Origin of the sequence: Enterobacter sp. BNK-16, from assembly GCF_048684955.1 — a bacterium.
GTDB lineage: Bacteria > Pseudomonadota > Gammaproteobacteria > Enterobacterales > Enterobacteriaceae > Enterobacter > Enterobacter bugandensis.
Genome location: NZ_JBLQTQ010000001.1, coordinates 2,271,642 through 2,296,225, shown reverse-complemented (window position 1 = coordinate 2,296,225; position 24,584 = coordinate 2,271,642). Strand labels below are relative to the sequence as shown.

The 24,584-nt window shown below is 58.6% G+C and carries 24 protein-coding genes; 16 read left to right on the top strand and 8 right to left on the bottom strand.

What is annotated here, in order from left to right:
• Positions 1 to 41 precede the first annotated feature (41 nt).
• Both malI and ACMGGH_RS10950 read left to right on the top strand, forming a co-directional pair.
• Positions 42 to 1,058: a Mal regulon transcriptional regulator MalI gene (gene malI / locus ACMGGH_RS10955; RefSeq protein WP_028012222.1), complete on the top strand. Its 1,017-nt coding sequence runs from the start codon at positions 42 to 44 to the stop codon at positions 1,056 to 1,058.
• Between the two features lie 73 nt (positions 1,059 to 1,131).
• Entirely contained in the window at positions 1,132 to 1,653 is a 522-nt protein-coding gene (locus ACMGGH_RS10950; protein WP_028012221.1) for a metal-dependent hydrolase, read from the top strand.
• A 42-nt stretch (positions 1,654 to 1,695) separates the two neighbouring features.
• On the opposite strand, the gene cysS is transcribed toward ACMGGH_RS10950, so the two are convergent.
• Complete coding sequence (cysS, locus tag ACMGGH_RS10945; RefSeq protein WP_193051080.1) at positions 1,696 to 3,081, bottom strand: cysteine--tRNA ligase; 1,386 nt, start codon at positions 3,079 to 3,081, stop codon at positions 1,696 to 1,698.
• A gap of 175 nt (positions 3,082 to 3,256) precedes the next feature.
• Between cysS and ppiB the strand changes: the two genes are divergently transcribed.
• From ppiB to mnmH, 5 genes are all read left to right on the top strand, one after another.
• Positions 3,257 to 3,751: a peptidylprolyl isomerase B gene (gene ppiB / locus ACMGGH_RS10940; RefSeq protein WP_000256009.1), complete on the top strand. Its 495-nt coding sequence runs from the start codon at positions 3,257 to 3,259 to the stop codon at positions 3,749 to 3,751.
• Positions 3,752 to 3,754: 3 nt separating this feature from the next.
• Positions 3,755 to 4,477: a UDP-2,3-diacylglucosamine diphosphatase gene (lpxH, locus tag ACMGGH_RS10935; RefSeq protein WP_232948776.1), complete on the top strand. Its 723-nt coding sequence runs from the start codon at positions 3,755 to 3,757 to the stop codon at positions 4,475 to 4,477.
• Between the two features lie 119 nt (positions 4,478 to 4,596).
• Positions 4,597 to 5,106, top strand: a complete 510-nt coding sequence (purE, locus tag ACMGGH_RS10930; RefSeq protein ID WP_006809824.1) for a 5-(carboxyamino)imidazole ribonucleotide mutase — start codon at positions 4,597 to 4,599, stop codon at positions 5,104 to 5,106.
• Complete coding sequence (gene purK / locus ACMGGH_RS10925) at positions 5,103 to 6,170, top strand: 5-(carboxyamino)imidazole ribonucleotide synthase (protein ID WP_232948775.1); 1,068 nt, start codon at positions 5,103 to 5,105, stop codon at positions 6,168 to 6,170. Before purE ends, purK begins: the two co-directional genes overlap by 4 nt.
• Before the next feature lie 84 nt (positions 6,171 to 6,254).
• Positions 6,255 to 7,325 (top strand): tRNA 2-selenouridine(34) synthase MnmH, encoded by a 1,071-nt coding sequence (gene mnmH, locus ACMGGH_RS10920; RefSeq protein ID WP_045260707.1) that lies wholly within the window; start codon positions 6,255 to 6,257, stop codon positions 7,323 to 7,325.
• A 122-nt stretch (positions 7,326 to 7,447) separates the two neighbouring features.
• Here the strand turns inward: mnmH and ACMGGH_RS10915 are convergent, their stop codons facing one another.
• The 3 genes from ACMGGH_RS10915 to ybbA form a co-directional block, all read right to left on the bottom strand.
• Positions 7,448 to 8,593, bottom strand: coding sequence for a porin (locus ACMGGH_RS10915; protein WP_047367634.1), 1,146 nt, complete (start codon positions 8,591 to 8,593; stop codon positions 7,448 to 7,450).
• A gap of 182 nt (positions 8,594 to 8,775) precedes the next feature.
• Positions 8,776 to 11,190, bottom strand: coding sequence for a putative ABC transporter permease subunit YbbP (gene ybbP, locus ACMGGH_RS10910; RefSeq protein WP_232948773.1), 2,415 nt, complete (start codon positions 11,188 to 11,190; stop codon positions 8,776 to 8,778).
• Positions 11,187 to 11,873 (bottom strand): putative ABC transporter ATP-binding protein YbbA, encoded by a 687-nt coding sequence (gene ybbA / locus ACMGGH_RS10905; protein ID WP_232948772.1) that lies wholly within the window; start codon positions 11,871 to 11,873, stop codon positions 11,187 to 11,189. Before ybbA ends, ybbP begins: the two co-directional genes overlap by 4 nt.
• Here ybbA and tesA point away from each other — a divergent pair.
• The 3 genes from tesA to ACMGGH_RS10890 are packed head-to-tail and all read left to right on the top strand — an operon-like array spanning position 11,844 to position 14,179.
• Positions 11,844 to 12,467 carry a multifunctional acyl-CoA thioesterase I/protease I/lysophospholipase L1 gene (gene tesA, locus ACMGGH_RS10900; protein ID WP_041911043.1) on the top strand — a complete coding sequence of 208 codons (624 nt, stop codon included), beginning with the start codon at positions 11,844 to 11,846 and terminating at the stop codon, positions 12,465 to 12,467. The two genes, ybbA and tesA, sit on opposite strands and share 30 nt — an antisense overlap.
• Positions 12,457 to 13,266, top strand: coding sequence for an SDR family oxidoreductase (locus ACMGGH_RS10895; protein ID WP_232948771.1), 810 nt, complete (start codon positions 12,457 to 12,459; stop codon positions 13,264 to 13,266). The genes tesA and ACMGGH_RS10895 overlap by 11 nt, the downstream gene beginning before the upstream one ends.
• A gap of 58 nt (positions 13,267 to 13,324) precedes the next feature.
• On the top strand, positions 13,325 to 14,179 hold the full coding sequence (locus ACMGGH_RS10890; RefSeq protein ID WP_028012211.1) for a co-chaperone YbbN: 855 nt from the start codon (positions 13,325 to 13,327) through the stop codon (positions 14,177 to 14,179).
• Positions 14,180 to 14,229: 50 nt separating this feature from the next.
• Here ACMGGH_RS10890 and fetB read toward each other — a convergent pair whose 3' ends face one another.
• Entirely contained in the window at positions 14,230 to 15,012 is a 783-nt protein-coding gene (gene fetB, locus ACMGGH_RS10885) for an iron efflux ABC transporter permease subunit FetB (protein WP_045260704.1), read from the bottom strand.
• Positions 15,005 to 15,676 (bottom strand): iron efflux ABC transporter ATP-binding subunit FetA, encoded by a 672-nt coding sequence (gene fetA / locus ACMGGH_RS10880; RefSeq protein WP_028012209.1) that lies wholly within the window; start codon positions 15,674 to 15,676, stop codon positions 15,005 to 15,007. Before fetA ends, fetB begins: the two co-directional genes overlap by 8 nt.
• 246 nt (positions 15,677 to 15,922) lie before the next feature.
• Between fetA and ACMGGH_RS10875 the strand changes: the two genes are divergently transcribed.
• From ACMGGH_RS10875 to ACMGGH_RS10865, 3 genes are all read left to right on the top strand, one after another.
• Positions 15,923 to 16,780 (top strand): hypothetical protein, encoded by an 858-nt coding sequence (locus tag ACMGGH_RS10875; protein ID WP_041911048.1) that lies wholly within the window; start codon positions 15,923 to 15,925, stop codon positions 16,778 to 16,780.
• Positions 16,781 to 16,890: 110 nt separating this feature from the next.
• Entirely contained in the window at positions 16,891 to 17,805 is a 915-nt protein-coding gene (locus ACMGGH_RS10870; protein ID WP_008499312.1) for an SPFH domain-containing protein, read from the top strand.
• Positions 17,802 to 18,254: an NfeD family protein gene (locus ACMGGH_RS10865; protein WP_182035480.1), complete on the top strand. Its 453-nt coding sequence runs from the start codon at positions 17,802 to 17,804 to the stop codon at positions 18,252 to 18,254. Before ACMGGH_RS10870 ends, ACMGGH_RS10865 begins: the two co-directional genes overlap by 4 nt.
• On the opposite strand, the gene cueR is transcribed toward ACMGGH_RS10865, so the two are convergent.
• Complete coding sequence (gene cueR, locus ACMGGH_RS10860) at positions 18,251 to 18,661, bottom strand: Cu(I)-responsive transcriptional regulator (protein ID WP_028012206.1); 411 nt, start codon at positions 18,659 to 18,661, stop codon at positions 18,251 to 18,253. The two genes, ACMGGH_RS10865 and cueR, sit on opposite strands and share 4 nt — an antisense overlap.
• A gap of 108 nt (positions 18,662 to 18,769) precedes the next feature.
• On the opposite strand from cueR, the gene copA reads away from it, so the two are divergent.
• From copA to ybaK, 3 genes are all read left to right on the top strand, one after another.
• The gene (copA, locus tag ACMGGH_RS10855; protein WP_232948770.1) at positions 18,770 to 21,268 is read left to right on the top strand and encodes a copper-exporting P-type ATPase CopA; all 2,499 of its coding nucleotides are present in this window, start codon (positions 18,770 to 18,772) and stop codon (positions 21,266 to 21,268) included.
• Positions 21,269 to 21,318: 50 nt separating this feature from the next.
• The gene (locus tag ACMGGH_RS10850) at positions 21,319 to 22,113 is read left to right on the top strand and encodes a TraB/GumN family protein (RefSeq protein WP_049000966.1); all 795 of its coding nucleotides are present in this window, start codon (positions 21,319 to 21,321) and stop codon (positions 22,111 to 22,113) included.
• 198 nt (positions 22,114 to 22,311) lie between these two features.
• Positions 22,312 to 22,791, top strand: coding sequence for a Cys-tRNA(Pro)/Cys-tRNA(Cys) deacylase YbaK (ybaK, locus tag ACMGGH_RS10845; protein WP_021241623.1), 480 nt, complete (start codon positions 22,312 to 22,314; stop codon positions 22,789 to 22,791).
• Between the two features lie 90 nt (positions 22,792 to 22,881).
• Here the strand turns inward: ybaK and ushA are convergent, their stop codons facing one another.
• A complete protein-coding gene (ushA, locus tag ACMGGH_RS10840; protein WP_232948769.1) occupies positions 22,882 to 24,534 on the bottom strand; it encodes a bifunctional UDP-sugar hydrolase/5'-nucleotidase UshA in 1,653 nt (550 codons plus the stop codon).
• Positions 24,535 to 24,584 lie beyond the last annotated feature (50 nt).

The following is a 24,584-nucleotide window of genomic DNA, read 5'->3' as shown; positions in this document are numbered from 1 at the left end:
GTCTTATCCGGCTGATAATCGGTAAATTTCAGGGAGCGGTTTTGAAGAAAGTCAGCATCATTGATGTCGCAAAGCACGCGGGCGTCTCGGTCTCTACCGTGTCGCTGGTGCTACGTCAGAAAGGGAAAATCTCAGAGGCGACGATCGAGAAGGTCAATGCCGCCATCACGACGCTGGGCTATGTTCATAACGTTGCCGCTGCCAACCTCCGCGCCAACACCTCCAATCTTATCGGCCTGATCCTGCGCGACTTCAGCGACAGCTTTTCCATCAAGGTGATGGCGAGCATCGTTCAGGAGCTGGAGAAGCAGGGTTATATGGTGTTTCTCGGCCAGCCGCTGAACGACCAGGAACATCTGGAACGGACCCTGCTGTCGTTTAAGCAGCAGGGCGTCGCGGGCGTTATTTATCTGGCGTCTGACACCCGTAACGCCGCTTTACCGGAGCAGATCCGCCAGTGCCCGCTGCCGCTGGTGGCGGTCTCGCAGTCTCTGCTGGACGAAAAATGCAATCTGGTCATGCGCGATAATCGCCAGGCAGCGAACCTTGCCGCACGCTATCTTATCGAACGCGGACACCGCACGATCGCCTACATTGGCGGGCGCGAGGGCTGTCTTATCCGCGAGCAGCGCCTGCTCGGCTTTCGCAGCGCGATGACGCAAAACGGGCTGGTCTGGCGCGATGATTATTCACCGGCCTGCAGCGACGACACCCAGGCCGCCGCGATGGCAACGCGCCAGCTGCTGGAGAAAAACAGCTCCATCACCGCCCTGCTTTGCCACTCCCCGGATGCGATGATCGGCTCCATTTCCGGCATTCACCAGGTGGGCCGCACCGTGGGGAAAGACGTGTTCCTGACCCAGCAAGTGGCGCTGATCGGTTTTGAAGATATGCTCCACGTCAACCTCACCTCCCCTTCCTTCACCTACGTCTCTTCGGCCAGCGATGAAACCGGACGACAGGCGGCGGGGCTGATTATCCGCAAGCTGAAGGAGCCGGATCTGCAAACCCAGCGCATTACGCTGTCCGGGCAGCTTATCGCCCGCGAGTCGGCGTAAAATCAGAATTTGACACAGGTTTGCTGCAGCGAATTCGCTGCTATATTGCTGTGATTTGCCATGGATAATTGCAATGCCTACCGTTATCACTCACGCTGCTGTTCCCCTTTGCCTGGGCTTAGGTCTGGGAACGAAAGTCATCCCTCCCCGCCTGCTGTTTGCCGGGATCGTGCTCGCCATGCTGCCGGACGCCGACGTGCTGGCGTTCAAATTCGGCGTCGCCTACGGGAATATTTTCGGCCACCGCGGCTTTACCCATTCGCTGCTGTTTGCCTTTGCGGTACCGATACTCTGCGTGCTGATTGGCCGACGATGGTTCCGGGCCAGCCTGACGCGCTGCTGGCTGTTCTTAACCGTTTCACTGCTGTCGCACAGCCTGCTGGATTCCGTTACCACCGGCGGAAAAGGCGTCGGCTGGCTGTGGCCGTGGTCAGACGAGCGCTTCTTTGCGCCGTGGCAGGTGATTAAGGTCGCGCCGTTTGCGCTGTCGCGCTACGCCACGCCGTACGGGCATGAGGTCATTATCTCGGAACTGCTGTGGGTGTGGCTGCCGGGGGTGGTGCTGATGGGGATGTTGTGGTGGAAAAGAAGGTAAAAGTAGGCCCGGTAAGCGTTAGCGCCACCGGGCGTTACAGACTTACTTACGACGCCAGGTCGTCCCCTGCGGGCCGTCTTCCAGAATGATCCCCATCTCGGTCAGACGGTTACGCGCCGCATCCGCCGCCGCCCAGTCTTTGGCCTGACGCGCTTCCAGACGCGCTTTAATCAGCGCTTCAATTTCCGCCACTTCACCGTCGTCCGCCTGCGCGCCGCTCTGCAGGAACACGTCCGGCTCCTGCTCCAGCAGGCCGAGCACGGAAGAGAGCTTGCGCAGATGGGACGCCAGCGCATTCGCCGCCGCCATGTCCTCTGACTTCAGGCGGTTCACTTCGCGCGCCATGTCGAACAGTACGGAGTAGGCTTCCGGGGTGTTGAAATCATCGTTCATCACCTCAACGAAGCGCGCTTCGAACGCTTCGCCGCCCGCCGCAGGCACAGATTTGTCGGTGCCGCGCAGCGCGGTGTACAGACGCTCCAGCGCCGAGCGCGCCTGCTTCAGGTTCTCTTCGCTATAGTTCAGCTGGCTACGATAGTGGCCAGACATCAGGAAGTAGCGCACGGTTTCCGCGTCGTAATACTTCAGCACGTCGCGCACGGTGAAGAAGTTGCCCAGCGATTTCGACATCTTCTCGCGGTCAACCATCACCATCCCGGAGTGCATCCAGTAGTTTACGTACTCGCCGCCGTGGGCGCAGGTGGACTGCGCAATTTCGTTTTCGTGGTGCGGGAACATCAGATCCGAACCGCCGCCGTGAATGTCGAAATGGTTGCCCAGCTGCTTGCAGTTCATCGCGGAACATTCAATGTGCCAGCCCGGACGGCCTTCGCCCCACGGGGATGGCCAGCTCGGCTCGCCCTCTTTGGACATTTTCCACAGCACGAAGTCCATCGGGTTACGCTTCACGTCAACCACGTCCACGCGCGCGCCGGCCTGCAGCTGGTCCAGGTCCTGACGGGAAAGCGCGCCGTAGGTTGGATCCGTCGGCACGGAGAACATCACGTCGCCGTTGTCTGCCACATAGGCGTGACCGCGTTCGATCAGCTTTTCGGTGATCTCGATAATTTCGTGGATATGGTGGGTCGCACGCGGCTCGCTGTCCGGACGCAGAATATTGAGGGCATCAAAATCTTTGTGCATCTCAACAATCATGCGATCCACCAGCGCAACAAAGCTTTCGCCGTTTTCATTAGCGCGCTTGATGATTTTGTCGTCGATGTCGGTGATGTTACGCACGTACTTTAGGTTATAGCCCAGGAAGCGCAGGTAGCGAGAGACCACGTCGAACGCGACAAAGGTACGGCCATGGCCGATATGACAGAGATCGTAAACCGTAATACCACACACGTACATGCCGACTTCCCCGGCATGGATAGGTTTAAATTCCTCTTTCTGGCGCGTCATTGTATTAAAGATTTTTAACATCGAAGATTCCATGTAAACACGTGTGTGAGTTGTTTGTTCCATATAATACCCATAATTCGGAATAGGATCAGCACACAATGCAAGGTGATCGCGTCCTGTGGTTATGCTATAACAAGCCCCTATATATGACCCGAAGGCGGGTCGACGTACCACAATAACGGAACAGGATGCAAAAATGGTTACTTTCCACACTAATCATGGCGATATCGTAATCAAGACCTTTGATGACAAAGCGCCTGAAACAGTTAAAAACTTCCTGGACTACTGCCGCGAAGGTTTCTACAACAACACTATTTTCCACCGTGTGATCAACGGCTTTATGATCCAGGGCGGCGGTTTCGAGCCTGGCATGCGCCAGAAAGAGACCAAAGAGGCGATCAAAAACGAAGCGAACAACGGCCTGAAAAATACCCGCGGTACGCTGGCAATGGCCCGTACTCAGGCGCCTCACTCTGCCACCGCGCAGTTCTTCATCAACGTAGCGGACAACGACTTCCTGAACTTCTCCGGCGAAAGCCTGCAGGGCTGGGGCTACTGCGTGTTCGCAGAAGTGGTTGAAGGTATGGACGTGGTCGACAAGATCAAAGCCGTTTCTACCGGCCGCAGCGGCATGCACCAGGACGTTCCTAAAGAAGACGTTGTAATTACAAGCGTGACCGTCAGCGAGTAATTCGTGGCGACACTCTTTATTGCGGATCTGCATCTGCAAACAGAAGAACCGGCGATAACCGCCGGTTTTCTGCGTTTTTTACGCGGTGAAGCGAAAAGCGCCGATGCGCTGTACATCCTGGGCGATCTGTTTGAAGCCTGGATTGGCGACGACGATCGTAACCCGCTGCATCGTGAAATGGCTGCCGCCATTAAAACGCTGGTAGATTCCGGCGTCCCCTGCTACTTCATTCACGGCAACCGTGATTTCCTGCTCGGCAAGCGCTATGCCCGCGAAAGCGGTATGACGCTGCTGCCGGAAGAGCAGGTGCTCGATCTCTATGGCCGCAAGGTACTGATCATGCACGGCGACACGCTCTGCACTGACGATACCGGCTATCTGGCGTTTCGCGCCAAGGTCCACACCCCGTGGATCCAGAAGGTGTTCCTTGCCCTGCCGCTGTTTATCCGCAACCGCATCGCCGCCAGAATGCGTGCGGGCAGCAAAGCCGCCAACAGCAGCAAATCCCTGACCATCATGGACGTCAACCCGCAAGCTGTGGTGAGCGTGATGGAAAAGCATGGCGTTCAGTGGCTGATCCACGGTCATACCCATCGCCCTGACGTGCATTCTCTGAGCGCCAACGGTGAACCGGCCCATCGCGTGGTATTGGGCGCATGGCATACTGAGGGTTCGATGGTCAAAGTCACTCCCGACGGTGTCGAACTGATCGCTTTTCCGTTTTAACGTTTTCTCGTCGTTTCGCTTGTTTCTCAGCCACGCAACCGTTTTCCTTGCCCGTATAACATGCTATTCTCTGTGCCCTCGAAAGCAGTGTGTTTCGCACCACAGGAGTTTTAAGACGCATGTCTTCCCGCAATAATCCGGCGCGTGTCGCCATCGTGATGGGGTCCAAAAGCGACTGGGCTACCATGCAGTTCGCCGCCGAAATCTTTGAAATCCTGAATGTTCCGCACCACGTTGAAGTGGTTTCCGCACACCGTACGCCGGACAAACTGTTCAGCTTCGCCGAAAGCGCCGAAGAGAACGGGTATGAGGTGATTATTGCCGGTGCGGGCGGCGCAGCACATCTGCCGGGCATGATTGCCGCCAAAACCCTGGTGCCGGTTCTGGGCGTCCCGGTACAAAGCGCCGCGTTAAGCGGTGTCGATAGCCTCTACTCCATCGTCCAGATGCCGCGCGGTATTCCTGTCGGCACGCTGGCAATTGGCAAAGCGGGCGCGGCGAACGCCGCCCTGCTGGCCGCGCAAATTCTTGCAACGCACGACAAAGATTTACACCAACGCCTGGCGGAGTGGCGTAAAGCCCAGACCGACGAGGTGCTGGATAACCCGGACCCGCGGGGTGCGGCATGAAGCAGGTTTGCGTCCTCGGCAACGGCCAGCTGGGCCGCATGCTGCGTCAGGCTGGCGAACCGTTGGGGATTTCCGTCTGGCCCGTCGGGCTGGACGCCGAGCCGGAAGCCGTGCCGTTCCATCAGAGCGTAATCACCGCCGAAATTGAACGCTGGCCGGAAACCGCCCTGACCCGCGAGCTGGCGCGCCATAACGCCTTTGTGAACCGCGACGTGTTCCCGATCATTGCCGACCGTCTGACGCAGAAGCAGCTGTTCGACAAGCTGGGCCTCGCAACTGCCCCGTGGCAGCTGTTGTCTGATAAAAGCGAGTGGAATGACGTCTTCGCCATGCTGGGCGAACTGGCGATTGTGAAGCGCCGAGTGGGTGGCTACGACGGCCGCGGCCAGTGGCGCCTGCGCGCAGGCGACACCGCCGAGCTGCCGGACGACTGCTACGGCGAGTGCATCGTTGAGCAGGGCATCAACTTCAGCGGCGAAGTGTCGCTGGTTGGCGCACGCGGGCACGATGGCCGCACGGTGTTTTACCCGCTGACGCATAACCTGCATCAGGACGGCATTCTGCGCACCAGCGTCGCCTTCCCGCACGCCAATGCCGACCAGCAGGCGCAGGCGGAAGAGATGCTTTCTGCCATCATGCACGAGCTGGGCTACGAGGGCGTGATGGCGATGGAGTGCTTCGTCACGCCGTCGGGCCTGCTGATCAACGAGCTGGCGCCGCGCGTGCACAACAGCGGCCACTGGACGCAAAACGGCGCCTCTATCAGCCAGTTCGAACTGCACCTGCGTGCCATCACCGACCTGCCGCTGCCACAGCCCGTCGTTAACAGCCCGTCGGTGATGATCAACCTGATCGGGACCGATCTGAACTACGACTGGCTGAAGCTGCCGCTGGTGCATCTGCACTGGTATGACAAAGAGGTTCGCGCGGGTCGTAAAGTGGGTCATCTCAACCTGAACGACAGCGATACCGACCGCCTTAGCGCCACCCTGGAGGCGATCGTTCCTCTCCTGCCGCCAGAATACGCGAGCGGAATTGTCTGGGCACAGTCAAAGCTCAAGTAAGACATCTGCGCCGGGGAGTTGACCTTCCCCTTCCCCGGCGTACAATCCCCGCCCATTGCTGCTGAGTTTTCTTCTGGAATCACCATGAACGATGGAACGGACTATCGCGCGATCCTCGCGTCTGATACCCCTTTAATCGACGTTCGCGCGCCGATCGAATTTGCCCAGGGTGCGATGCCCGCCGCACTCAACCTGCCCTTAATGAACGACGACGAGCGTGCCGCCGTCGGTACCTGCTATAAGCGCCAGGGACCCGACGCCGCGCTGGCGCTCGGCCATAGCCTGGTGAGCGGCGAGACGCGGGAGGCGCGCATTAACGCCTGGCGCGAAGCCAGCCTTGCGCACCCCGAGGGCTATCTCTGCTGTGCGCGTGGCGGTCAGCGCTCGCATATCTCTCAGGCCTGGCTGAAAGAGGCTGGCATCGACTACCCGCTGATCCGCGGCGGCTATAAGGCCCTGCGCCAGACGGCGATTCAGGTCACCATTGAGCAGTCGCAAAAGCCGATGGTGCTTATTGGCGGCTGTACCGGCAACGGTAAAACGCTGCTGGTGAAGCAGCACGCGCAGGGCATCGATCTGGAAGGGCTGGCGCACCATCGCGGTTCGTCGTTTGGCCGCACGCTTACGCCGCAGCTTTCCCAGGCGAGCTTTGAGAATCACCTTGCGGTTGAGCTATTGAAAAAAGACGCCGCGCGCTGGGTGCTGGAGGATGAGGGCCGGATGATTGGCTCCAACCACCTGCCGGAGTGCCTGCGCGACCGCATGGTTGACGCCCCTATCGTTGTCGTCGAAGACCCGTTTGAAACCCGACTTGAGCGCCTGCGCGAAGAGTATTTTGACCACATGTGGGCGGATTTTTCTGCCGCGTACGGTGAGGAGGCGGGCTGGAAGGAGTACAGCGAGTATCTGCACCACGGCCTGTTTGCCATTCGCCGCCGGCTTGGGCTACAGCGTTTTGCGGAATTTACGGCGCTGCTGGACGCGGCACTTGCCGAACAACAGCGAACGGGCAGCACCGACGCGCACTTCAGCTGGCTTGTACCGCTGCTGAAGGACTATTACGACCCGATGTACGGCTATCAGCTGGAGAAGAAAGCGGAGAAGATTGTCTATCGCGGGACGTTCGCAGAAATTGCCGAGTGGCTTAATCGCTAAAAAAAGCCGGGTGGCGAGGTAAAAGCAAAACGGCAACCTGGGTTGCCGTTTTTAATGTTTTTTCCCTCTCCCCGTGGGAGAGGGTCAGGGTGAGGGCATCAGGCCGCACCCTACATGACACCTTAGAAGTCGTAACGCAGACGCACCAGGTTCATGTCGCCCAGGTTGTCGGTGCTGGAGGTGAACACGTGTTCGTAATCCACGCGGAAACCGTAATCCAGCTGGAAGCTGATACCCACGCCGTTGTCGATGCGCTGGTAGTTACGGCCGTTCACGTACTCGATGCGGTCACCCATGAAGTAAGGCTGGATGGATTTCACCGCGTACTGACCGATTGGGAATTTGTATCCTGCGAAGTATTCAATACCCCACGCGTCGCCCGCAAAGTAGTCGTTAACAGACACTTTTTTGGTGGTCAGGAAGTTCTGGTACCAGCCGCCGCCCGCGGAGAAGGTCCAGTTGTCCGGCGTCCAGCTCAGCGCAGTACCGACAATATTCTGGTCGTAGGATTTGCTGTCGCCGTTGTCCGGGTTACGCATGTCCGCGCGGGTGTAGTTCCACGCAGCGCCCCAGGTCAGATCGGTGGTCAGGTGGTAATCAATACCCAGTGAGCCGCCGCCTTTACGCTTGTAGCGCAGGCCGTTGCCCGGCAGGTATTCGCTGTCTTCAAACAGGTAGGATGCATAGATGTCCGCATCGCCCACGGTTTTCTTATATTTCAGCATCTGGCGTGAACGGTAAGAGCCGTCGTAGTCGCCGTTGATCCCGTTACCCGGCGCCTGACCGATCATGTCGTAGTCCCAGATATCGGTTTTCGCGCCCACCACATCGTAGTACACGCTGTTCTGCTGGCCGAAGGTCAGCGTACCCCAGGTATCGCTCTTCAGGCCGGTGTAGAGCATACGGCGTGAGGTGTCGTGCGCGCCGTCGGCGTAGTGGTTATCCCAGTTAAACTGCGCCGGAATGTTCACCCCCAGCTCGTAGTAGCTGATCCAGCTGATGTCATCAAACAGGTAGTAGTCTGCCGCGAAACGGAAGCGGGTACCGCCGTCAAAGCCGTTACGCTTGTAGCCGTTTTTGCCGTCATCGCCGGTCATGTTCTGGAACTGAGGACGAATACTACCGCCAACGGTGAAGTTCAGGCGGCTCAGCGGGTTACCCGCCTGAGGATCCTGCTTAAGTACGGTGATTTCTGCCTGAGATGCAAAAGTAGTCAATGCCACTGCCGCGCCGATCGTTGCCGCCAGCGCTGATTTTTTTATAGTCATTATTTTTCCTTAATAGACACGCTGCTAAATATTTAGCTGGTGAATATTAACCGGAAATTTTCGGGCTGTGTGGGCGGGTTTTTAATGTTTTGTGCTACTAAATGCGTTGGCATTATCACTTTGTGCTATTTAAGCATTACGCACCGGCATAAAAACCGGTGCGTAATTATTACCATGCCAAATCAATTCACAAACTGCCGGAACAGAGCCTTGCCCTTTAACAATCGCGCCCCGAGCCAGCCCCCGCAGAGGGAGAGCAGCACCGCGCCGCAGAGAGGGAGTACTAGCCAGAGACGCCAGTCAGGCTCCCACGGGAAGTCGAAGACCTTTGTCTGCAGCACCGCCAGCGCCGTCTCCGCGCCAATCGCCGCGACCAGACCCGCCACCAGCCCAAGCAGCGCAAACTCGCTCCAGAGCGTCGCCCGCAGCAGCCGCTTACCCGCGCCGAGCGTGCGGTAGACTATCAGTTCCTGATGACGCTGGCGCATGCCCACCTGCACCTGAGCCAGCAGCAGCAATATGCCGCAGATTGTCACCAGCACCACCATCACCTCCAGCGCGCGGCTCACCTGCTCCAGCACCTGCCCGACCTGTTTGAGGATCGCGCCAATATCCAGCAGGCTCACCGTCGGGAACTCCCGGTTAAGCTGCGTCAGCATGCCGTTGCCGTTTTCCCAGCGGAAGCTGGTCAGCCAGCTCTGCGGCTGCCCGCCCAGCGCGCCCGGTGGGAAGATGAAGAAGAAGTTTGGCCGCAGGCTTTCCCAGTCCACTTTACGGAGGCTGGTGACTTTGGCGGTAAAATCCTGGGTATCACCGGTGAAGGTCACGCTGTCCCCGAGCTTCACGTTCAGGCGCGTCGCCAGCCCCTCTTCCATCGACACCTCTCCCGCTTTCGGCGGCCAGCTACCGGCGGTAATCGGGTTATGGTCGGGACGTTTCTCCTGCCAGGTCAGGTTGAGTTCGCGGTTAAGCGACTCGTCCTTGTTCCCCTCGGTTGACTGGCCGTTGATCTGCGTCAGACGCGCACGGACGATGGGATAGAACGACTCGGGGATAATGTGATGCTCCGACAGGAAACCCTTCAGCGGCGTCACCTGTTCCGGTGCGATGTTGATCAGGAAATAGTTCGGGCTTTCCGGCGGAAGCTGCTGCTGCCAGCGATCCAGCAGATCCCCGCGAAGCACAAGAAGCAGCGCCAGCAGCATAAACGACAGCGAAAAGGCCGACAGCTGGCTGAGCGTTGACCAGGGCTGATGCAGCAGGCGGTTGACCGCCAGCCGCACAGGCAGGGATTTTACCGTCAGCCTTTTCAGGACGTTGAGCAGTATCCAGCCCAGCACGCCGCACAGCAGCGCCAGTACCACCGCGCCGGCCAGCACGGCCCACAGCAGGGTGCTGCCGCCCATCAGCCAGGCCAGAAGCCCGACCGCAACAGCAATAATCGCCGGAAGATAGAACTTCAGCGGCCAGACGTTCGCCACCACATCATTACGCAGCACCCGCAGCGGCTGCGTCGCGAGCAGCAGGCGGTACGGGCGCAGCCCCACCAGCACCGAGATCACCGTCATCGCGCCCATCGCCCACAGCCACGGCCAGAGGCTTGCCGGGGGCAAAGCGGCCGGCAGCACCGGTTTCAGCATCACCATCAGCAGTTTTTCAAACAGCAGGCCTATTATTCCGCCGGTAAGCGCAGAGAGGGCCAGCAGCATCAGCCACTGACCGACGATCAGCTTGCGCAGCTGCGCCCGCCCCGCGCCGAGGGTTTTAAGGATCGCCACCAGGTCGTAGCGGCTGCGGCAGTAGTGCCCCATCGCCACGGCAACCGCCGCCACCGCCAGCAGCAGGGTTAACAGCGCCGACAGCAGCAGGAACTGTTGGGAACGTTCGAGGGATTTGCCGAGCGCCCCTTCGTCCTGCTCCAGCCCGTACCAGCGGTGTTCCGGCTTGAGCTGCGGCAGAAGCCATTTTTCATACGCCTCCAGCTGCGCGGGCGTGCCGCCAAACTTGTAGCGCCAGGTGACGCGGCTTCCCGGCTGGACGGCGTTGGTTTTCGCGACATCGGCGGTGTTCATCAGCAGGCGCGGCGCGAGCTGGAACGGGTTAAAGCCGGAGTCGGGCTCCTGCACCACTTCCCCGGCGATTTTCAGCGTGGCATCGCCAACGTCAATACTGTCGCCGGGCTTCAGGTTAAGAAGCGCCATCAGACGCGAGGCCAGCAATACCGTGCCGGGCGTCGGCTTTAGCCCCGGCGGGCTGGTTTGTAATTCCCCGTACATCGGGTAGATGTCGTCCACGGCCTTCACGCTGGCGAGCTGCGGGGTGTCCCCCGCGAAGGTCATGGTCTGGAAGGTGAGCTGCTCCCCCACCTTTAGCCCTTCCTTGCGCGCTTCCTCAATCCAGCCAGGCGGCACAGGACGCGAGCTTTGCAGCGCCCGGTCCCCGGCCATAAATTCGCGGCTCTGCTGGCTGAGCCCTTTTTCCATACGGTCGCTGACGCTGCCGAGCGCCAGCACGCAGGCCACCGCCAGGCTTAACGCCAGCCAGACAATCAGCAGTGAGGGCGAGCGCCATTCGCGCCAGAACCAGCGGGCGATCATGCTTCCTCCTGAAGAATACCGTTCACCAGCCGCAGGCGGCGGTCGCAGCGGGCGGCCAGCTGCGGATCGTGGGTCACGAGGATCAGCGTGGTGCCATGTTCGCGGTTAAGCGAAAACAGCAGGTCAGCAATTTTGTCGCCGGTTTTACGGTCAAGGTTGCCGGTGGGTTCATCGGCAAACAGCACTTCCGGGCGGTCGTTAAACGCCCGCGCCAGCGCCACGCGCTGCTGCTCGCCACCAGAAAGCTGTGCCGGAAGATGGTCGAGGCGCTTGCCCAGGCCGAGCTGTTCCAGCAGCGCCTTCGCATGCGTGCGGCTTTCGCGACTCTTTTCGCCGCGCAGCAGCGCCGGGAGTTCGACGTTTTCCAGCGCGTTCAGGGTCGGGATCAGCATAAAGGACTGAAAGACAAAACCGATATGCCGCGCGCGCAGCGCGGCTCGCGCCTCTTCATCAAGCTGGTGCAGCGGTTGCCCGACCAGGTGGACTTCGCCGCTGCTGCCGTCGTCCAGACCGGCCAGAATCGCCAGCAGCGTAGACTTGCCGGAACCGGATTCGCCAATCAGCGCGATGGTTTCGGCGCGTTTGACAACGAGTTCAACTCCGGTAAGGATTGAAAGCTCCTGCTCCCCCTGACCGACGGACTTCTTAAGACGATGAACTTCAACACTGTTTTCCGCTGGCATTTGCCCTTCCTGTTTTTGATGCTGATGACCTTCCGCGCGGCGGCAGCGGACACGTTACTGATTCTTGGCGACAGCCTGAGCGCGGGCTACCGCATGGCGGCCAGCGCAGCCTGGCCGGCTCTGCTCAATGACAAATGGCAAAGCAAGACGACCGTTATCAACGGCAGCATCAGCGGCGATACCTCGCAGCAGGGTCTGTCGCGCCTGCCTGCGCTGCTCAAGCAGCATCAGCCGCGCTGGGTGCTGGTTGAGCTTGGCGGTAATGACGGCCTGCGTGGCTTCCAGCCTCAGCAAACCGAGCAAACGCTGCGCACCATTTTGCAGGACATCAAGGCGGCAAACGCCCAGCCGCTGCTGATGCAAATTCGCCTGCCCGCCAACTACGGTCGTCGGTATAATGAGGCCTTTAGCGCGATCTACCCTAAGCTTGCCAAAGAGTTTGATATTCCGCTCCTGCCATTTTTCATGGAAGAGGTCTATCTCAAACCTCAGTGGATGCAGGACGACGGTATCCACCCCAATCGCGATGCGCAGCCGTTTATTGCCGACTGGATGGCAACGCGGCTGGCTCCTTTAGTTAAACATGACTCGTAATTCAGCGGAGTTCCTGACAGGTAAAGTTATGCAAAAATCGGTCTTAATTACAGGATGTTCCAGCGGAATCGGCCTTGAAAGCGCGCTTGAACTAAAGCGCCAGGGATTCAGGGTGCTGGCAGCGTGCCGCAAGCCTGAGGATGTCGAGCGCATGAACGGGCTGGGCTTTACCGGCATACAGCTGGATATGGACTCGCCGGAGAGCGTTGAACGCGCCGCCGACGAGGTGATAGCCCTAACCGAAGGCCGTCTGTACGGTCTCTTTAATAATGCCGGTTACGGCGTGTATGGCCCGCTGGATACGCTCTCGCGCGAAACGCTGGAGAAGCAGTTTTCAACCAATTTCTTTGGCGTCCATCAGCTCACCATGCGTCTGCTCCCGGCCATGCTGCCGCACGGCGAAGGGCGCATCGTGATGACATCGTCAGTGATGGGGCTGATTTCCACCCCGGGCCGCGGCGCCTACGCCGCCAGCAAATATGCGCTGGAAGCTTGGTCCGACGCCCTGCGCATGGAGCTGCGCCACAGCGGCATCAAGGTCAGCCTGATTGAACCCGGCCCGATCCGTACCCGCTTTACCGAAAACGTGAACCAGACCCAGGCGGACAAGCCGGTCGAAAACCCCGGCATCGCCGCACGTTTTACCCTCGGGCCAGAGGCGGTGGTTGCCAAAGTGCGCCATGCTTTTGAGAGCGAGCATCCCAAAATGCGCTATCCGGTGACGCTGGTCACCCATGCCGTCGGCTGGTTAAAGCGCCTGCTGCCGGGCAGGATAATGGACAAAATTTTGCACGGCTGAGTTGAAGCGACGACGCTCATCCCCATGTAAAGAGTAAACCGACAAAAGAGAAAGCCGCATGTCCGTACAGAATATCGTCAATATTACAGAAGCAAACCTGCAACAGGTCCTCGAACAGTCGATGGCTAAACCGGTGCTGTTCTACTTCTGGTCTGAGCGCAGCCAGCACTGTCTGCAGCTGACGCCGGTGCTGGAAAGCCTTGCCGCGCAGTACAACGGTCAGTTCATTCTGGCGAAACTGGATTGTGACGCCGAACCGATGGTGGCGTCGCAGTTTGGTCTGCGCGCCATTCCAACCGTTTATCTGTTCCAGAACGGCCAGCCTGTCGATGGCTTCCAGGGCCCCCAGCCGGAAGAGGCGATTCGCGCCCTGCTGGATAAAGTGCTGCCGCGCGAAGAAGAGCTGAAAGCGCAGGAAGCGATGGCGCTGATGCAGGAAGGCAAATACGACGAGGCGCTGCCGCTGCTGAAAGAGGCGTGGCAGCTGTCGAACCAGAACAGCCAGATCGGCCTGCTGCTGGCGGAAACGCAGATCGCCCTGCACCGTTCAGAAGACGCGGAAGCCGTGCTCAAGACGGTTCCAATGCAGGATCAGGACACCCGCTATCAGGGGCTGGTGGCGCAGATTGAGCTGCTGAAGCAGGCGGCGGACACCCCGGAAATTCAGCAGCTGCAGCAGCAGGTGGCCGACAACCCGGCGGATGCCGCGCTGGCAAGCCAGCTGGCGCTCCAGCTGCATCAGGTGGGACGTAACGAAGAGGCGCTGGAGCTGCTGTTCAGCCACCTGCAGAAAGATCTGGCTGCCGCAGACGGTCAGGCGCGCAAGATGTTCCAGGAGATCCTGGCCGCGCTGGGCACCGGAGACGCGCTGGCGTCTAAGTATCGTCGTCAGTTGTACGCGCTGCTCTACTAACAAAAAATGCCCGGTGACGCTAACGCTTACCGGGCCTACAAAAACCGATATTACCCCGTCTTTTTCAACTGCGTCACCACCAGCTGGTGGCGCGGGTTGTAGAACTTCCGATAGGTCAGGTAGCAGGCAATGATGGTTGACAGGCTCGCCGTGGAAAGCAGCATAAACGTCACCATGATCTGATACTTAATCGCTTTTACCGGATCGATACCGGCAAAGATCAGCCCCGACATCATGCCCGGCAGGCTCACCAGCCCCACCGTTTTGGCAGAATCCACGGTCGGGATCAGCGATGAGCGAATGCTCTCACGAATCAGCCGCGCTGAAGCCACTTTTGGCGTCGCCCCCAGGCTTAACTTCTCCTGCAGCTGCTGCTGTTCACTGCTGAAACGCTGGCCGAGGTTGTTGTAGCACAGGCCAACGGCCACCATGGCGTTTCCCGCAATCATCCCGGAGATAGGGATCACCTGCATCGGCGTAAACTCAATCGAGCCAGAGAGCACCAGCACCGCCAGGGTGAGCGCCGTCCCGGTGGTAATCGCGATAAATGACGAGATAAACGCCTTATCAATATATTTACTGCGTTTCTGCGCGTTCCACGCCGCGTTAAAGCAGATGAAGAGCACCATCAGCAGCGTCAGCACCGCGTGGTTGACGTTGAAAATATACTTCAGCACATAGCCGACGATGATGAGCTGAACCACCGCGCGGCAGATACTCCAGACAATATCTTTTTCCAGGCCCAGCTTTTCCCGGTAGCTGACGACAATAGCAATCAGCACCAGCACCATCGAAAACGCCAGAGATTCATTGGTAATGTTATGCTCACCCACGGTTGGCCTCCTGCATTTTCCCGCCGTGCGGCTGGAGCGTAATCACGTCATCCGCATGGGTAATTTCGTTTGAGTCGTGCGTCACCCACAGCACGGCTATATTCTGCTCGCGGGCGTAACGATGAATAATCTCGTTGACGTTGCGTTTGTTGGCATCATCAAGCGCGCTGGTGATCTCATCCAGCAGCAATACCTTCGGTAAGAACTGCAGATTACGGATCAGCGAGACGCGCTGCTTTTCACCGCCCGAGAGCTCACTGATGGATTTGGTCAGCGTCTCCTTCGCCAGGCCAAAACGGGCCAGATCGTCGATGAATTTTTCCGGCTCCGGCGTTTTATTGCGGATTTGCCACGGAAAAATCAGGTTATCAAAAACCGTGTCGCCAAAAAGCACGGGCGTTTGGACGCAATAAGAGACCTGCTGGCGATAGCTTTCCGGGGAAAGTGACGCAATATCCTGCCCTTCAAACAGAATGGTTCCCTCCGTTGGGCTCAGCAGTGAGGCCACAATCTTCAGTAAGGTGCTTTTACCGCAGCCTGACGGCCCCGTTATCAGCTTGAACTCACCGGGAGAAAGGTTAAACCCGACATGCTGGAGGATCGTGTTATTTGCGACACGAAAGCCGACGTCCTTTATCTGCAAAACTGCATTTTCGTTGTTCATATTTTTTCCAGTAACTCCTGAGCGTTATTAGCATAATCCGTGCCGCACGTTCGTCACAACGCGTTTTAACGCCCCCTTTCGCTGCCAAGACTTCCGATTGTGTTTACCGTGCATTCATTAGACATGCTTTACACTTTCGCTTTACAGTTTACGCCGTGACCTTAGCGACACTTCCGTATCCCTGGTTTAGAACATTCGTTAAAGTGGTGTTAAGCTCTGCCCGCAACACAATAAGGAAGTACAAGAATGTCTAATATTCACACTTTTTATGAGTTTTCTGAACTTGAACCCGGCGTGAAAACCATCGATCAGCTTCTTGCTGCCATTGCTTCAGAATCCGTTACGGCTTATGTGTTCGGGGGAGAGCTTGTCCGGTTCGTTAAGGGCCTGCTGAAGATGAAGCCGGTCATTCAGCTGAAGAATTGCCGCTTTGCGTTTGATAACGGCACTCGCTTCGTTGAAATCGACGGCAGAGGGAATGTCAAAGAGTTCGAGCCGGGCAAGGTTCCGGCCTGGTTCCAGTCTCCCGGTGAGTTTGCCCGCGGCCAGTGGCTGGTCAACCATGATTTTGCGGACCTGATGACGCCGGAATTTATCCGCGCGTTTATCGAACGCTTCCCGGACGTAAGCAAACGACGCGAACACGCGAACCTGCTGTTCGATCTGCAGCTCAATAAGTTGGCGCCCGCGCAGCCCGCGGCGAAAAAGACAGGCAACGTTCAGGGCAAAACGACCAAACCCAAAGTCACCGATCTGCAGTCTTTCGAACTCTTCAGCCAGTTTTATGCGCGTATGAAAACGGCAGTCTGTGCAGACCAGTTCCCGACGCTGCAAATTCTGACGGGACACGACGCCGTCAACGACGCGCCCACCTCTCTGAAGGGCGCGGTTCGCACCTGGTTCAAAGGGATCACCGGTCAGCTTCCGCCGAACAACAAGCGCGTGGGCGCGGGCAATGCGGAGCTGTTCTGCGCGCCGATCCGCGAGCAGCTGCGCCAGGTCGAAGAGATTGGGCTGGAGACCTTCTATCACGGCCTGTCGAAAGCCATCGCCGATGCGGGTGACGATGCGCTGATCGCTGACTTTACCTACAGCTACCACTAACGCTCTGCCCCGCCCGTCGGACGGGGCGAATTTTAGCCCATTAGCCGATATACTTACGAATAGCAAACACGCGCTTTTTCTCATCAAAGCAAGCAAAACAGGAGGTTTTTATGCTCATCGTTGTTCCCGTCCTTATATTCGTTGCGCTGGTTATCGTGGGCGCAGGTGTCAAAATTGTCCCTCAGGGTTACCAGTGGACCGTCGAGCGCTTCGGCCGCTATACCAACACGCTGCAGCCCGGCCTGAGCCTGATTGTTCCGTTCATGGACCGGATTGGCCGCAAGATCAACATGATGGAGCAGGTGCTGGATATCCCCTCTCAGGAAGTGATCTCCAAAGATAACGCCAACGTTACCATTGATGCCGTCTGCTTTATTCAGGTGATTGATGCGCCGAAAGCGGCCTATGAGGTGAGCAACCTGGAGCTGGCGATCGTCAACCTGACGATGACCAACATCCGTACCGTGCTCGGCTCGATGGAGCTGGACGAAATGCTCTCCCAGCGCGACAGCATCAATACCCGCCTGCTGCACATTGTTGACGAGGCAACGAACCCGTGGGGGATCAAAGTCACCCGTATTGAGATCCGCGACGTGCGCCCACCGGCAGAGCTGATCGCCTCCATGAACGCGCAGATGAAGGCCGAGCGTACCAAGCGTGCCTATATTCTGGAAGCCGAAGGGGTCCGTCAGGCGGAGATCCTCAAAGCGGAAGGGGAAAAACAGTCGCAGATCCTGAAAGCCGAAGGCGACCGTCAGTCCGCGTTCTTACAGGCGGAAGCGCGTGAACGTTCCGCAGAAGCGGAAGCCCGCGCAACGCAGATGGTCTCCGAGGCGATTGCCGCCGGTGATATCCAGGCCGTGAACTACTTCGTGGCGCAAAAATATACCGATGCGCTGAAAGAGATCGGCTCCGCGAACAACAGCAAAGTGGTGATGATGCCCCTGGACGCCAGCAGCCTGATGGGCTCTATCGCAGGGATCGCCGAACTGATCAAAGACAGCGGAAACGAGCGTAAAAAATGATTGAGCTCATCGTTGCACATCCTCATGCCTTCTGGCTAAGCCTCGGTGGCTTATTGCTGGCGGCGGAGATGCTTGGCGGCAACGGCTACCTGCTCTGGAGCGGTGTTGCCGCTGTCATTACGGGCCTGCTGGTCTGGATCCTTCCTCTGGGCTGGGCGTGGCAGGGCGCGCTGTTTGCCGTGCTGACGCTGGTTGCCGCCTGGCTGTGGTGGCGCTGGCTTAACCGTCAGGTCAAAGAGCAGAAACCGCTGGACGCGAATCTTAACCAGCGCGGACAGCAAATTGTCGGCAAGCGCTTTACGCTCGACGCCGCGCTGGTGAACGGGCGCGGGCACATGCGCGTGGGCGACAGCTCGTGGCCGGTGGTGGCCGACGACGACCTCAGTGCCGGAACGCAGGTTGAGGTCATTGCGGTGGAAGGGATTACGCTGCGGGTAAAAGCCTGCTAGACGTGGGTTTTGCGATGGCAGCAGCCGGCAAGATTATCAATAATCGGGCAGTCGGCGCTGTCATCACCCGGGCAGGATTCCGCCAGCTGCAGTAGCTGTTCGCGCATCGCCTGTAGCTCGATGATGTGGCGCTCGATCTCCGCCACTTTTTCCAGCGTGCGTTTTTTCACGTCCGCGCTGTGGCGCTTCGGATCGTTAAACAGGTTAACCAGCTCGCCGCACTCTTCCAGGTTAAATCCCACCTGTCTTGCCTGGCGCAGCAGCGTCAACTCATCGAGATGCAGCTGCGTGTAGCTGCGGTAGCCGTTTTCACTGCGCAGCGGTGGCGTTACCAGCCCCTTCTCTTCATAAAAGCGGATCGCCTTGCTGGTTAAGCCGGTTTTTTTTGCCACGTCACTGATATTCACATTTCCCCCTTGACCTTCCCCTTGATGGAAGGTTTAACCTTCATAACAGTTAGCGAAAAGCGTTACTCCGGTCAACAACTGACCAATATATTATACGGGAGTTTTGTTATGTCTCACACTATCGACCTGACGCTGGACGGCCTCTCCTGCGGCCACTGCGTCAAACGCGTTAAAGAAAGCCTGGAACAGCGTCCTGACGTTGAAAGCGCTGAAGTGACTATCGACCATGCCGCCGTGACCGGCAGCGCCAGCGCGGACGCGCTGATTGATACCATTAAACAGGCCGGTTATGGGGCGGAGTTAAGCCACCCAAAGGCTAACCCGCTGGCAGAGTCATCATCCCCGTCGGAAGCGCTGACAGCGGCCACTCCTGAGCTTCCGGCAGCAGATGATATTGATGACAGCCAACAGCTGCTGATCAACGGCATGAGCTGCGCCAGCTGCGTCTCCCGCGTGCAGAACGCCCTGCAGGCGGTACCGGGCGTCGCACAGGCACGGGTCAACCTTGCGGAGCGTACTGCGCTGGTGATGGGCAGTGCCTCCGCCGCAGATTTAGTGCAGGCCGTGGAAAAAGCGGGCTACGGGGCGGAGGCCATCGAAGATGATGCCGAGCGCCGCGAACGCCAGCAGGAAACGGCTATTGCCACCATGAAGCGCTTCCGCTGGCAGGCGATCGTCGCCCTGCTGGTCGGTATTCCGGTGATGGTGTGGGGCATGATGGGTGACAACATGATGGTCACCGCAGATAACCGCACGCTGTGGCTGGTGATTGGTTTAATTACCCTTGCGGTCATGGTCTTTGCAGGTGGGCATTTTTATACCAGCGCCTGGAAGAGCCTGAAAAACCGCACGGCGACGATGGATACGCTGGTTGCGCTCGGTACCGGCGCGGCGTGGCTGTACTCCATGAGCGTGAACGTCTGGCCCCAGTGGTTCCCGATGGAAGCCCGCCATCTCTATTATGAAGCCAGCGCCATGATTATCGGCCTGATTAACCTGGGCCACATGCTGGAAGCGCGCGCCCGTCAGCGCTCCTCGAAAGCGCTGGAACGTTTGCTCGATTTAACCCCGCCGACGGCCCGCGTGGTCACGGAAGATGGGGAAAAAAGCGTCCCGCTGGCGGAGGTACAGCCGGGCATGACGCTGCGCCTGACCACCGGCGACCGGGTGCCCGTCGACGGTGAAATCACCCAGGGCGACGCCTGGCTGGATGAAGCGATGTTGACCGGGGAGCCGATCCCCCAACAAAAATCACAGGGCGATGCGGTTCATGCCGGTACGGTAGTGCAGGACGGCAGCGTGCTGTTCCGCGCCAGTGCCGTCGGTAGCCACACCACGCTGTCGCGTATTATCCGCATGGTCCGTCAGGCCCAGAGCAGCAAGCCGGAGATTGGCCATCTTGCTGACAAAATCTCGGCCATTTTTGTGCCGGTAGTGGTCGGCATTGCGCTGCTGAGCGCGGCGATCTGGTATTTCTTCGGCCCGGCACCGCAGATTGTCTACACCCTGGTCATCGCCACTACGGTGCTGATCATCGCCTGTCCGTGCGCTCTTGGCCTGGCGACGCCGATGTCAATTATCTCCGGCGTGGGCCGTGCCGCCGAGTTTGGCGTGCTGGTCCGTGATGCGGATGCCCTGCAGCGGGCGAGCACCCTGGATACGATTGTCTTTGATAAAACCGGTACGCTGACCGAAGGCAAACCGCAGGTAGTGGCCGTGAGCACCGCTGGCATTGCGCAAGAGGATGCGCTGCGCCTTGCCGCCGCGCTGGAGCAAGGTTCCAGCCACCCGCTGGCCCGCGCCATTCTCGATAAGGCGAATGCTTCTGCCCTGCCGCAGGTCAGCAATTTCCGTACCCTGCGCGGGCTCGGCGTCAGCGGTGAAGCCGACGGCCACGCGCTGCTGCTGGGTAACCAGGCATTGCTGAATGAAAACGGTGTTGATACGTCCGCGCTGGAAGAAGAGCTGAAAGCACAGGCGTCTCGGGGCGCCACCCCGGTTCTGCTGGCGGTGGATGGCAAAGCCGCCGCGCTGCTGGCCGTGCGCGATCCGCTTCGCCAGGACAGCGTGGATGCCTTACAGCGCCTGCACCGCGCGGGCTATCGCCTGGTGATGCTGACCGGGGATAACCCGACCACCGCCAACGCCATCGCGAAAGAGGCCGGTATTGATGAGGTGATTGCGGGCGTGCTGCCGGACGGCAAAGCGGACGCCATCAAGAACCTGCAAAGTCAGGGTCGCCAGGTGGCGATGGTGGGCGACGGCATCAACGACGCCCCGGCGCTGGCCCAGGCGGACGTAGGGATAGCCATGGGTGGCGGGAGCGATGTCGCCATCGAAACCGCGGCCATCACGCTGATGCGCCACAGCCTGATGGGCGTTGCCGACGCCCTGGCCATTTCGAAAGCCACGTTGCGCAACATGAAGCAGAACCTGCTGGGGGCGTTCGTCTATAACTCGCTCGGTATTCCGGTTGCTGCCGGCATTTTGTGGCCGCTGACCGGCACCCTGCTGAATCCGGTGGTTGCGGGTGCGGCGATGGCACTCTCCTCCATTACCGTGGTGAGCAACGCCAACCGTCTGCTGCGGTTTAAACCGAAGGATTGAACCTTGTTCTCGTACGCGCTAGCATGACCCTTTCCGGTCATGGAGCGCGTATGAGTCTGTTTAATCGTATAAAAGCATCGTTTCGCGCCCTCTTTCCCCGCCGCTATGCCTGGCCCGGCCTGGATATCTCGCTTCCCGGCGGGCAACACCTGCACCTGGTCGGCAGCATCCATATGGGCACGCAGGGAATGTCTCCTCTGCCATCCGGTCTGATAAAACGCCTGAAGCGCGCCGACGCGCTGGTCGTCGAGGCCGACATTTCCGGCCACGAGTCGCCGTTTGCCGGGCTTGAAAGCGATCTCCCGCTGGCGGAGCGCCTGAACGACGACCAGCTCGCGGAGCTGAGGCGCGTGGCGGCAGAAACCGGCGTGTCGCTCTCCATGATTGACAACCTGCCGCTGTGGCAAATTGCGATGGTGCTGCAGGCCACGCAGGCGCAGCGTCTGGGCCTGCGCGGTGACTACGGCATTGATTACCAGCTGCTGAACGTGGCGCGGGCGCGCCGTATGCCCATCATCGAGCTGGAAGGGACGGACAGCCAGATTGCGCTCCTGCGCCAGCTTCCTGACGACGGTCTGATGCTGCTGGATGATACCCTGACCCACTGGCACACCAACGCGCGTCTGCTGCAAACCATGATTGGCTGGTGGCTGGATGCGCCGCCCGCGGACGGTAAGCTGGCGCTACCGTCGACGTTCAGTGAATCGCTTTATGATGTGCTGATGAATGCGCGCAACAAAGCCTGGCGAGAGACGCTGCATGCTTTACCTGCGGGGGAGTACGTGGTCGCGGTCGGGGCGCTGCATTTATACGGCGAAGGGAATTTGCCGTCGCTGTTGAAATAAAAAAATGGCCAATATCTCTATTGGCCCGTCAAAGAGGAATTTCATCGTTTTTATTATACCGAAGTGACCTTCGGCTGAGCCGATTGTCGCTCAAAGTGACCATCACTGCCAACACTATTGCGCAAGATGGTGCTATTTTTTAGACAAACGTCAGGCGTATGCTGGCTGCATGAATTGTCTGTCGTAAGAAGGATAGCTATGACTCCCGCCGTTAAATTACTCGAAAAAAACAATATTTCTTTCCGGATCCATACCTACGATCACGATCCTAACGAAACCAACTTTGGTGATGAAGTGGTGCGCAAGCTGGGGCTGAACGCTGACCAGGTCTATAAAACGCTGCTGGTGGCGGTGAATGGCGATATGAAGCATCTCGCCGTGGCGGTAACGCCCGTTGCCGGACAGCTCGATCTCAAAAAGGTAGCGAAAGCGCTGGGGGCGAAAAAGGTGGATATGGCGGACCCGATGGTTGCACAACGCACCACGGGCTATCTGGTGGGCGGGATCAGCCCGCTCGGACAGAAAAAGCGCCTGCCAACGCTGATCGATGCGCCTTCGCAGGAGTTTGAGACGATCTATATTTCGGGCGGTAAACGCGGGCTGGATATTGAACTGGCCGCGGGCGATCTGGCTAAAATGCTGGACGCGAAGTTTGCGGATATTGCGCGCCGGGATTGAGAAAATTGCCCGGTGGCGCTGCGCCTCACCGGGCCTACGATTCGAATGTAGGCCCGGTAAGGCGCAGCGCCACCCGGCAACACAACCGCACTACTGCCAGCTCACCTCACCTTTCGGCTCATAGGCATTCACGTCAATCGGCGAGTTCTGCTCGATGTACTGCTTCAGCACTTCCGCGTCGATAAAGCCGGTGTTTACGTAGCCCGGTTTATTATCAATGTGCGGATAGCCGTCGCCGCCGGTGGCGTTAAAGCTTAACGTCGCCAGACGGTAGGTTTTCGCCGGATCGACCGGCTCGCCTTTGATTTTGAGATCGTTGAGCTTGCCGTCCTTTGCCACAAAGCTGACGTTGGCAAACTGCGGATAGGCACCCGAGTCCGGCTTCATCTGCGCCACGGCGGTCAGGTAGTCAACGACCTCTTTCCCGCTCATATCCGCATACACCACCACGTTGCCGAACGGCTGCACCTTCAGCACGTCTTTATAGGTGATGTTTCCGCCTTCGATGGAGTCACGAATGCCGCCGCCGCTCATCACGCCGAAGTCCGCATTCGTACGCGCCATCTGCGCCGCCAGCACCAGATGGCCCATGTTGGTCTGCACGAAGCGGACTTTACTGCGGTCCCCTTCCAGACGACCGTTCAGCGTGCCGATTTTCACGTCCAGCTGCGCCTTGCCTTTGTTCTGGAACGGCGTCAGCAGGGAGAGCATCTGCTGGTTTTCAGCAATCTCTGGCGTGTAAAGTACGCGCTCGCTTTTCCCGTCCGGGTAGGTGACTTTCTTCTTCAGGTTCACCGGGATAAGCTGATAGCGCACCAGCTTCATCTCACCGTTACGAAACTCAAAGTCCGCCCGACCCACGTATTTACCCCACTCGTGGGCCTGCACAATCCAGATCCCGTTCTGACGATCTGGCGCACACGGCGTGCCCGGCACGTAGTCCACCTGCTTTTTGTTCTCCGACGCCATGCACACCGGATCCTGCGAGTGACCGCCCACAATCATCGCCAGCGAGCCCGCTGGCAGGCTGCGCGCCATCTCCACGTCGCCGGGCGCATTGGAGCCGTGCTCGCCGTTATCGTAGTGTCCCATGTGGGTAGTGGCGATAATCACGTCCGGCTTTTCGTTCTGCTGCAGCTCCTGAATCACCAGCTTCGCTTCGTCTGCCGGTTTGCGGAATTCGATATCGGTGAAGAACTCAGGGTTACCGATTTTTGCCGTATCGTCGGTGGTTAAGCCGATGACCGCGATTTTGAGATCCTGACGCTTAAACAGCGCCCATGGTTTAAACAGACGTTCGCCGGTGCTTTTCTGATAAATATTGGCGGAGAGGAACGGGAATTTGGACCATTTCTCCTGCTGGCGCAGCACGCTCAGCGGATTGTCAAACTCGTGGTTGCCGACGGCCATCGCGTCGTAACCGATTAAATTCATGCCGCGGAAATCGGGTTCAGCATCCTGTAAATCCGATTCCGGCACGCCGGTATTAATATCCCCGCCCGACAGCAGCAACACGCTACCGCCCTGGGCCGCCACCTCTTTGCGAATGCCGTCCACCAGCGTTTTTTGCGCCGACAGACCATACTCGCCGTATTCACTGCGCCAGAAATGACCGTGATGATCGTTGGTATGCAGAATGGTGATTTTATAGGTTTTATCTTTTTCATACGCCTGCGCGGGCAGGCCTGCCAGGCCCCATGCGGCAATAAGCGCCAGCGCGACGCCCCGCTTCATTAACTTCATCTTCTCTCTCCCTGACCAATAGACAAAGGCAAAAATTACAGTGACTAACA